This window comes from Actinopolymorpha sp. B17G11 (assembly GCF_040196095.1).
GTDB lineage: Bacteria > Actinomycetota > Actinomycetes > Propionibacteriales > Actinopolymorphaceae > Thermasporomyces.
On record NZ_JBEFTW010000030.1, the window covers coordinates 94,974 to 105,132 of the forward strand.

Below are 10,159 nucleotides of genomic sequence, written 5' to 3' on the forward strand. Positions count from 1 at the left end.
GCGAGGAACCCGGCCCTGTCGTGGCCGTGGCACCTGTCGGCATGCAGGGCACACCCGCAGGAGGTCACTCATGGGGGCATCCCCTTTCCGGAACGTCGACGCCCGAGCAGCCGCCACGGCGGAGGCGCCCCGCCGCGTCGCGTTGCCGACGCTCCACACTGCCGTGTCCGCGTGCGTCCTCGCACTCGTCCTCGCCCTCACCGCGTGCACCGCAGGCAGCCGGACCGGATCGAACACGTCCGGCCCTGGCCCCGGACGCGGGTCCGCACTCGACGTCGGTTTCATCGCCGAGCCGGCAAGCCTGGACTTCACGAAGAACGACGGCGCCGCGATCCCCCAGGCGCTGCTCGTCAACGTCTACGAAGGGCTCGTCAAGCTCGACGGCGACGGCGAGATCGTGCCGTTGCTGGCGAAGGCGTGGGAGGTCAGTCCGGACCGCCGGACCTACACGTTCACCCTGCGGGAGGGGGTGAGGTTCAGCAATGGCGATGACTTCACCGCCGAGGACGCCGTTTTCAGCATCAACCGCGTCAGGACCGACTGGACGGTCTCGCTGAAGTCGGGCATGGACGTGGTTGAGCGGGCCGATGCGGTCTCGCCGACGACGCTGAGGGTCGCGCTGAAGCGGCCCAGCAACTCCTGGCTCTTCGCGATGACGACCCGGATCGGCGCGATGTTCTCGACCGACGGCGTCTCCGATCTCGCGACCATCCCCGTCGGCACCGGACCCTACGTGATGTCGCGGTGGACGCGCGGCGACGCCCTCGTGCTGGAGGCCAGGAAGGGCTACTGGGGACGTCAACCGGACCTTGACGCGGTGACGCTGCGGTATTTCAAGGACCCGACGGCGATGAACAATGCCATGCGTACGGGCGGAATCGACGTCGTGAGCACGGTGCAGACGCCGGAGAGCCTGGCGGAGTTCGCCGACACGTCGAAGTACCGCGTGATCGAGGGGACGAGCAACGGCGAGGTGGTCCTGTCGTTCAACCATGGCAAGGCACCGTTGACAGACCGCCGGGTGCGGCGGGCGCTGTGCCTCGCGATCGACCGGCAAGCCATCCTTGACACCGCCTGGGCGGGTCACGGCACGCTGATCGGCTCGATGGTGCCACCGACGGATCCGTGGTACGAAGACCTGTCGCGGACCTATCCCCACGACCCCGCCCGGGCGAAGCGGCTGCTCGCCGATGCGGGCGTCGGGTCGCTCCGGCTCCGGCTGCGGATCCCCAACCTGCCTTACGCGGTGGCGGCCGCGCAGGTCGTCAAGAGCCAACTCGCCGACGTGGGCGTGACCGCGTCGATCGATGTCCTGGAGTTCCCGGCCCGCTGGCTCGACGACGTGTTCACCAAAGCCGACTACGACATGTCGATCATCGCCCACGTCGAACCGCGCGACCTCGCCAGCTGGGGCAACCCGGACTACTACTGGCGCTACGACAATCCCCGGGTGCGGGCGCTGCTTGCCGAGGCCGACGCCGGCACCCCCGCCGAGCAGGTTGCACTGCTACGCCGGGCAGCGCGGATCCTCGCCGACGATGCCGCGGCCGACTGGCTGTTCCTGCTGCCGAACCTCATGGTGACCACACCCGAGGTCAAGGGCCTGCCGACCAACGTCGTGTCGGAGTCGTTCGACCTGACCTCCGTGTCGGTCCGTCCGACCTGAGCCCGCCGCCTCATGCTGTACCGCATCGTCCTCCGTACCGGTGTCTTCGCCGCCAGCCTGGTCGGCGCGAGCGTCGTGGTGTTCGCGTTCATGGCGGTGCTTCCCGGCGATCCCGCCCGTGTCGCGTTGGGTGTCAACGCCACGCCGGCGGCAGTTGCCCAACTGCAGAAGGAGTTCGGCACCGACCGGGCGCTCACGGCGCGGTACCTCGACTGGGTGGGCGGACTCGCCGTCGGTGACTTCGGCCGGTCCTACGTCACGCACGAGGCGATCGGCCCGCAGGTCGTCGACCGGCTCGGCGTCACCTTGTGGCTGGTGGGGTCGGCGATGGTGGTGGCGCTGGTGCTCGCAGTGCCGCTCGGCACGGTCATGGCGCTCCGGCACCGCCAGCTGTCCGGCCTCGCGTTGTCGGCAATGAGCCAGCTCGGCATCGCCGTTCCCGCGTTCCTGGGTGGGATTCTCGCGGTCGCGTTCTTCTCCGTACGCCTGGGCTGGTTGCCATCGGGTGGGTGGGTGGCACCGGCCGAGAGTCCGGTGGACTTCGTCCGTCACCTGGTCCTTCCGGTGGCGGCGCTCGGTGTCGCGCAGGCCGCCGTGCTGGCGCGGTACGTGCGTTCGGCGATCCTCGACGTGCTCCGGGAGGACTACCTCCGCACCGCCCGGGCCAAGGGACTCACTCCGGGCAGGGCCCTTGTCCGGCACGGGTTCCGCAACGCCGCGATCCCGGTCGCCACCGTGCTCGGGCTGCAACTCGCGACCCTGCTCGTGGGCGCCATCGTGATCGAACGCGTCTTCGTCATCCCGGGGCTCGGCAGCCTGTTACTCGACGGCGTGGCCAACCGTGACCTGCTGCTCGTGCAGGGCGTCGTCATGGTGATCGTCGTCGTGGTCCTGATCGTCAACTATGTCGTCGATCTGTGCTACACGGCCCTCGACCCGCGGTTGCGGGTGAGCCAATGAAGCCCCTCGAGACACCATCGGTCGCGCCCGCACCTGCGCCGCCGGGGCGGGGGCCGCGGCGACGAGCTGTCAACCCGTCCTTGCTCGCCGGCGGAGTCCTCGTGGGCGCGATCGTCGTCGTGGCCTTGCTGTCCTACGCCTGGACTCCCCACGACGCGTTCCGGATCGACAGCGCCCTCCGGTTGCTCGACCCCACCGGGACGTACTGGCTCGGCACCGACAAGTTCGGCCGCGACATCGCCAGCAGGCTGATGATCGGTGCGCGGACCACCCTGTTCGTCGGGGTCGTCGCCGTCGGGACTGCCGCGCTGGTCGGCGCCCCGCTCGGCGTCGTCGCCGGGATGGCTCGCGGCTGGCGGAGCGGACTCCTCCTGCGCGCTTCGGATCTGGCGCTGGCGTTTCCCGCGCTGCTGCTGGCCATCATGTTCGGTGCGGTGTTCGGAGCGAGCACGCTGACGGCGATGGTGGCGATCGGGCTCGCCAGCGTTCCGGCGTTCGTCCGGATCGTGCGCGCCGGCACGCTGCGGGTGATGGCGACCGAGTACGTCCTTGCGGCGAGGGCTGCGGGACGCCGGCGGTTCGGCATCGGGCTGCGGCACGTGCTCCCCAACGTCATGGGACTCGTCATCGTCCAGGCGTCGGTGTCGTTCGCGATCGCCGTACTCGCCGAGGCCGGCCTTTCCTTCCTCGGTTTCGGCACGGCCCCGCCGACGCCCTCGTGGGGGAGGATGCTGCAGGAGTCGCAGGAACTGCTGTTCATCCATCCGCTGCTGGCGGTCTGGCCAGGACTCGCGATCGTCGCGGCCGTCCTCGGCTTCAACCTGCTGGGTGACGGCCTGCGCGACCGGTTCGACCCGCGGATGGAGGAGCGGTGAGCACACCTCCAGCGCTGACCGACGACGCCCCGGACGTACGCAAGGACGTCTTGACTGTCACCGGGCTCGGTGTCGGGCGGCGGGGCGACCCCCTCGTACGCGACGTGACCTTCACCGTGGCCCCCGGCGAACGGGTCGGACTCATCGGCGAGTCGGGCTCCGGAAAGTCACTGACGGCACTCGCCCTCATGGGCCTGCTCCCCGACGGCCTCGCACCGGTCGGGTCGGTGCATCTCGCCGGTGCCAGCCACGAGTTGCTCGGCGCCGGCGAACGCGCACTCTCCCGGCTGCGTGGCCACCGCATGAGCATGGTCTTCCAGGAGCCGATGTCCGCGCTCAACCCGGTGCTGCGGGTCGGCGACCAGATCGCCGAAGCCGTACGCATCCACCGGCCCGAGGCCGATCGCGCGGTGGCGCGCACCCGGGCGGTCGACCTGCTGGACCAGGTGCGCCTACCCGATCCGGCGCGGACGGCGCGTGCGTACCCCCATCAGCTCTCCGGCGGCGGGCGCCAGCGGGTCATGCTCGCGATGGCACTCGCCAACGACCCGGCGGTGCTCATCTGCGACGAGCCGACGAGCGCGCTCGACGTCACCGTGCAGGCCCAGATACTCGACCTGATCGCCGACGGGCCCCTGCGCCGGGACGCCGGCCTGCTGTTCATCTCGCACGACCTCGCGGTCGTCGCGGCCGTGTGTAGCCGGGTGATGGTGATGCGGGCGGGCGAGATCGTCGAGGACGGGCGGGTCGCCGAGGTGCTGTCCCGGCCGAACCATCCCCACACGCAGGCGCTCATCGACGCGACTCGTCACGGCGGTCGCGAGCGGCGCCGTCGCCATCCGGTACGCCGTAACAGCGGTACGGAGACGCGGGTGCTCGAGCTCCGCCATGTCACCCGTACCTTCCCGCGGCGCCGCACGACGCTGCTGGCGAAACCACCCCGGGTGCGGGCTCTCCACGACGTCAGCGTCCAGATCGCACCAGGAGAGCGGTTCGGCATCGTCGGTGAGTCCGGCTCGGGAAAGTCCACGCTGCTCCGGTTGCTCGCCGGCCTGGACCGACCGAGCGGTGGCTCCGTCCACTTCGCCGGCAAAGACATCGGCCACCTTCCGGAACATCGACTGCGGTTCGTGCGGGACGACGTCCAGGTCGTGTTCCAGGACCCGGCCGGTTCTCTCGATCCTCGGATGCGGGTACGTGAGATCGTGGCCGAACCGCTGGTCGCCCGCGGCGGCGGCCGGCGGTCGCGGGTCCGCGCGCACTCCGGTCGGGTCGACGAACTTCTCGCCGCGGTCGGACTTCCGCGCGATGCCGCGGACCGCTATCCGCACCAGTTCTCCGGTGGGCAGCGCCAACGCATCTCCATCGCTCGCGCCCTCGCACCCTCGCCCACCGTGCTCCTTGCCGACGAGCCGGTCAGCGCGCTCGACGCCTCGATCCGGGCGCAGGTCCTCGACCTCCTGGCATCGCTCGCGGATGCGTACGACCTCACGCTGGTCCTGGTGTCCCACGACCTACACGTCGTGCGGCAGGTGTGCGACACGGTGGCCGTCCTCCACCAGGGTGAGATCGTCGAACACGGCCCGACCGAGGAGGTCTACGAACGGCCGGCGCATGCGTACACTCGGGCCCTCCTCGCGGCGGTTCCCACCCTGCCTGGGTGAGGAGTCAGGCCCTAGTCACCGCGGCAGAGGAGGTCCGCGCCGCGCATCCGGCACGGCATGCTGCACGGGCATCCGGCACCGGCGTTCACCACCGTGTCAGGTCCGCGGCTGACCTTGTTCGGCTTCGCTGATCGCCCAGGCGGCGTTCACGAGACCGATGTGGCTGAACGCCTGCGGGAAGTTGCCCAACAACTCACCGGTGGCCGGGTCGACCTCCTCCGCGAGCAACCCGACGTCGTTGGCGCAGGCGACCGCGCGCTCGAAGGCGGACCGGGCGCGCTCGACCTGGCCGGACAACGCCAGCGCCTGCGCAAGCCAGAAGGTGCACATCACGAACGTCCCCTCCGTACCGGCCAGGCCGTCCACCCCGTGCTCATCGACACCCCGCGCTGTCCGGTAGCGGTACACCAGCCCTCGCTCGTCCGTGAGCCGATCCTCGATGGCGTCGATGGTGGCGAGCATGCGCGGATCGTCCGCGGGAAGGAAGCCGACGACCGGCATCATCAGGGCGGAGGCGTCCAATGCTGTGGACCCGAAGTACTGCGTGAACGCGCCCTCGGACTCGCACCATCCCTCGCCTACGACGGTCTGCCAGATCTCGTCACGCACCTGCCGCCACCGGTCGATCCGGTCCCCCGCCTCCAAGGCGTCGGCAAGCTCGATCGCCCGGTCGACGGCGGCCCAGCACATCACCTTGGAGTAGAGGAAGTGCCGCGGTTCGCCGCGTATCTCCCAGATTCCCTGATCTGGTTCCCGCCAACGTTCGGCCGCGACGTCGGCGCAGGTCCGCAGGAACCTGCGGGTGTCGACGTCGATGTCGACGATCTGGTCGGCAAGCCGGTGCGCGGCGGTGAGAAGTTCGCCGTAGACGTCGATCTGCCGCTGGGTCCATGCGTCGTTGCCGATGCGTACGGGCCGGCTGTCGCGCCAACCGCGAAGGTGCGGCAGGGTGCGTTCGGTGAGGTCGTGCTCGCCACCGACACCGAACATGATCTGCAGCGCCTTGTCCGTGTCGAGCGACGGTGCGGCGGTGGCAAGGAAAGCGAAGAAGTCGCTGGCCTCGTCGGGGCAGGCCGCCACCCAGAGGGCGTCCATGGTGAGACTCGCGTCGCGGACCCAGGAGTAGCGGTAGTCCCAGTTGCGTTCACCGCCCACACCTTCGGGCAGCGAAGTGGTCGCGGCCGCCACGATCGCGCCGCTGGGTTGGAAAGACAGTGCCTCAAGGACCCGACCACTGTGGTGGACCAGGTCACGCCAAGGACCGACGTACGCCTGATGGAGATCGGACCACGAACGCCACGCCCTGACCGTATCGGTCAGCCACCCGGCGATCTGCCCCTGCTCCCAGACCCGTGCCGGGGTCTCGTCCAGGGTCGAACGATGCAACGCGAATCTGAGTGTTTCCCCCCGTCGGAGCGTGGTGGAACCGCGCACGGTTCCGGCATTGGGCGTGAGCGCCACGGGCGTCGTCAACACCAACCACTCCGCACCACCGCGGCTGGTGACGCCGTCGTCGACCGCGGACAGCAACGGAGTGATGAGGCCGTACTCCGGGCGCGGGCGGTACTCGAGTTCGATCTCCGCCGTACCCTCGACACACGTGACCTCCCGGGCGAGGATGTGCGGCGCGCCGACACCGAGCAGGTGGTCGCCGTTGTGGCGGCCGAGCAGGAGGGCGTCGGTGAGGACGACAGTCCCGCGAGGCGTACGAAATGTCGTGTCCAGCACCATCGTCCGTTCCCGGTACTCCCGGGTCACGGCATAGTCGCCGACCGGGCGGATCGACCAGTGGCCGGCATCCTCGTCGAGGAGCCGCGCGAAGACCGACGGGCTGTCGAAGCGCGGAAAGCAGAGCCAGTCCAGCGACCCGTCACGGCTCACGAGCGCGGCCGAGTGCCGATCCGAGAGCACGGCATAGCTGGCGATCGGCGTACTGCTCATGCCGTGCCCCTTTCGCATGACCACTGCGGTGCCTCACTCCGGCACACCTCGTACCTCGGCGTACCTCCGCGGGGGCTCCTCGCGCTCATGCCGTGCCCCTTTCGCATGACCACTGCGGTGCCTCACTCCGGCACACCTCGTACCTCGGCGTACCTCCGCGGGGGCTCCTCGCGCTCATGCAGGCCAGGCGACCACCGACGAAGGTGGGACCGCCAGACCCAAAGGTCCTCCCGTCAGGAACCGAGGCGTTCCTGGGAGCCGGTCCACCGCTGGAGATCCGCGAGCACCTCCGGCTTGTCGGCGTATCGTCCGGCCAGGTCGGCAAGCATCGCCCGGCCCGCCCAGGCCAGGCAGGACGCAGGGATCGATCGCGCCTCCTCGCCGTATCCCGTGGCCCAGCCGTCAGCCAGGGTGGCGAGCAGCTCGCGTTCGTACGGCTGCAATGTCGCGAAGGTCGGCTCCACGGTGAGCAGGGTGTGGCTGCGGGCGAGGTCGAGCAGAGGATGCCCCGCCCGGGCGTTGTCCCAGTCGAGGACGCCGCTGATCCGGTCGCCGTCGACGAGGAGATTGAGCCCGTGCCAGTCCAGGTGGAGCAGCGAGGTGCCCTGCGGTAGTCCCTCGATCGGGGGTACGCCAGAGGTGGGCCAACCGCCACCTTCGCCATCGACGACGGCGCTGAGCGCCGGCGGTGCCGCCAGTGCGTGCAGCCGCCGTTGCGCCTCGCCCATGAGGGCGCCGATCCGGTGGGCATCGGCGGGATTGGTGCGTACGGCGTCGAACACCGTCGCACCCGGAAGCCAGGACAGCAGCAGCACGGCGTCGAAGCCCATGTCGACCCGCCGGAGCACCTCCGGCACGGGGAGCCCGGCCCGGCCCGCGACCCCCATGACCGACTGCTGGCGCCCGATGGTGAAGGCGGATCCGGTCCGAAGCGCGAACGGACCACCCGGTGCGGTGACCTTCCACAGCTGGCCGGTGGCTCCGCCGGCAGGTTCGGCCGTCGCGTCGGCCGGGAGTCCGACGCTGGCCAGGAGTTCCGGCAGGTCGTGCTCGCGCCGTGCGTTCCGGGATGCCGCGCCCGTGCTCACCGGCCCGCCCGCTCAACGCACGACATGGCCGGCCTCCCGCAGGCGCGCCTTGACATCCCCGATCCGCAGCTCACCGAAGTGGAAGACGCTCGCCGCGAGAACCGCGTCCGCTCCCGCGTCGACGGCCGGCGGGAAGTCCTCCGGCGTCCCGGCACCACCGCTGGCGATGAGCGGGATGTCGACGACGGCCCGGATGGCCCGGATCATCTCCAGGTCGTAGCCGGCCTTCGTGCCGTCGGCATCCATCGAGTTGAGCAGGATCTCCCCGGCACCCAGCTCGGCTCCCCTGGCCGCCCACGCGACGGCGTCCATGCCGGTGCCGCGCCGGCCGCCGTGTGTGGTGACCTCGAAGCCGGACGGGAGCTGGTCGGCGGTGCCGACCGCGCGCCGAGCATCCAGCGAGAGCACCAGCACCTGCGAACCGAACCGCTGCGCGATCTCGGCGACCAGCTCCGGCCGGGCAATCGCCGCGGTGTTCACCCCCACCTTGTCCGCACCCGCCCGCAGCAGCCGGTCGACGTCCTCGACCGCCCGGACTCCGCCTCCGACCGTGAGCGGGATGAAGACCTGGCCGGCCGTCCGGCGTACGACCTCGTAGGTGGTCTCGCGGCCGTGGGCGGAGGCCGAGACGTCGAGGAAGGTCAGCTCGTCCGCACCCTCCGCGTCGTAGATCGTCGCCATCTCCACCGGATCACCCGCGTCGCGCAGATCGGCGAAGTTGACGCCCTTGACCACCCGGCCGGCGTCGACGTCAAGGCACGGGATCACCCGCACCGCGAGGCTGTTGCTCATACGGCGAACCTTAGCCGCCCCCGGTCTGGCCTCCCCGCCGAGCGGGGTGTGCCATCCTCGCGGCGCAGACTCGACACCGCCGCCGCGGTGGCTCGAGCCCAGATGTCATCACCGGGAGGAGTCAGATGCCCGCCCCTACCCGGAGCGGACCGGATGGTGCTGCGCCAGGGCAGAAGCCACGGGATGTTGGCGACCTCTGGAAGGCAGGGGTGAGCGCGCGATGCGAAATCCCACGTCGTCGATGCGGAAGGTCGGGTGGCTGCGCCGCCGAACCGAGGCCCGGCAGCTCCAATGCTCGTCGGCCCATCCACCGCCACGGAGCACACGGTAGGTGCCGTACACCTCGGCGTCGTAGACGTCCCAGCACCAGTCCCACACATTGCCCAGCATGTCGTACAGACCCCACGTGTTGGGCTCCTTGCCGCCAACGGGGCGGATTTGCCAGTCCGAGTTGCCCCGGTACCAAGCGATCTGGTCAAGCTGGCCATACCGAGGGCCGGCGGTACCCGCACGGCAGGCGTGCTCCCACTCAGCCTCGGTTGGCAGCCGGTACCCATCGGCAGAGGCGTTCCATTCGACCGCCTCTTCGTCGGCATGAAGTCGATAGGCGGGTGTCAGCCCCTCACGCCGGGACAACGCGTTGCAGAACCGGACCGCGTCCCACCACGAAACGCCCTCAACAGGGAACCGGTCGCCTTGGGCAGTGCTCGGCCGTAGACCGGTGACCTGTGCGTACAACGACTGAGTGACTGGCATCGCTGCCATCTGGAACGGTGCAACCTCGACCGGCCAACTCGTCTGCGTCCGCCGGTCTGTGATGGTCACCTGTCCTGGCGGGACCGCGACCATCTCGTTGTCTGGCCCCGATTCCACCAAGCCACCCTACCCGGCGTCATCATCTGCTCTGTCGATCTTTCTGGAGTGAACTGAGGAGGCACCCACTATCGGAGCAGGAACGTCGCGTCAGGCCACAGCCTGACGCAATGCGTAGACGATGCGGCCAACGCGACTCGAACAGACACCCGAAGCCGGCCGGGATGCCGCGCCCCTAGTACGGCGTGGCGTTAATGATTGGACGGTTGTTCCTGGGAGGATGCTGGTATGGCTCATCCTCCTGCTGCGGCGTTGGTGTTGCATGACGGTGATCGGGACGTTCTTGGTTCGTGGGTGCGA

8 protein-coding genes are annotated in these 10,159 nt (G+C 69.8%); 4 read left to right on the plus strand and 4 right to left on the minus strand.

Annotated features, from left to right (window positions below):
- Positions 1-70: 70 nt before the first annotated feature.
- From ABN028_RS26165 to ABN028_RS26180, 4 genes are read left to right on the plus strand one after another with little or no spacing between them, the layout of a single operon-like run.
- Positions 71-1,666, plus strand: coding sequence for an ABC transporter substrate-binding protein (locus ABN028_RS26165; protein WP_349698449.1), 1,596 nt, complete (start codon positions 71-73; stop codon positions 1,664-1,666).
- 12 nt (positions 1,667-1,678) lie between these two features.
- Positions 1,679-2,626 (plus strand): ABC transporter permease, encoded by a 948-nt coding sequence (locus ABN028_RS26170; RefSeq protein WP_349698450.1) that lies wholly within the window; start codon positions 1,679-1,681, stop codon positions 2,624-2,626.
- Positions 2,623-3,501, plus strand: a complete 879-nt coding sequence (locus ABN028_RS26175; protein ID WP_349698451.1) for an ABC transporter permease — start codon at positions 2,623-2,625, stop codon at positions 3,499-3,501. The genes ABN028_RS26170 and ABN028_RS26175 overlap by 4 nt, the downstream gene beginning before the upstream one ends.
- On the plus strand, positions 3,498-5,165 hold the full coding sequence (locus ABN028_RS26180; protein ID WP_349698452.1) for a dipeptide ABC transporter ATP-binding protein: 1,668 nt from the start codon (positions 3,498-3,500) through the stop codon (positions 5,163-5,165). Before ABN028_RS26175 ends, ABN028_RS26180 begins: the two co-directional genes overlap by 4 nt.
- A 96-nt stretch (positions 5,166-5,261) precedes the next feature.
- On the opposite strand, the gene ABN028_RS26185 is transcribed toward ABN028_RS26180, so the two are convergent.
- The 4 genes from ABN028_RS26185 to ABN028_RS26200 form a co-directional block, all read right to left on the minus strand.
- Positions 5,262-7,106, minus strand: a complete 1,845-nt coding sequence (locus ABN028_RS26185; protein ID WP_349698453.1) for a glycoside hydrolase family 15 protein — start codon at positions 7,104-7,106, stop codon at positions 5,262-5,264.
- A 233-nt stretch (positions 7,107-7,339) separates the two neighbouring features.
- Positions 7,340-8,194, minus strand: coding sequence for a phosphotransferase family protein (locus tag ABN028_RS26190; RefSeq protein ID WP_349698454.1), 855 nt, complete (start codon positions 8,192-8,194; stop codon positions 7,340-7,342).
- Between the two features lie 12 nt (positions 8,195-8,206).
- Positions 8,207-8,986, minus strand: coding sequence for an imidazole glycerol phosphate synthase subunit HisF (hisF, locus tag ABN028_RS26195; protein WP_349698455.1), 780 nt, complete (start codon positions 8,984-8,986; stop codon positions 8,207-8,209).
- Positions 8,987-9,121: 135 nt separating this feature from the next.
- Positions 9,122-9,859 (minus strand): formylglycine-generating enzyme family protein, encoded by a 738-nt coding sequence (locus ABN028_RS26200; RefSeq protein ID WP_349698456.1) that lies wholly within the window; start codon positions 9,857-9,859, stop codon positions 9,122-9,124.
- Positions 9,860-10,159 lie beyond the last annotated feature (300 nt).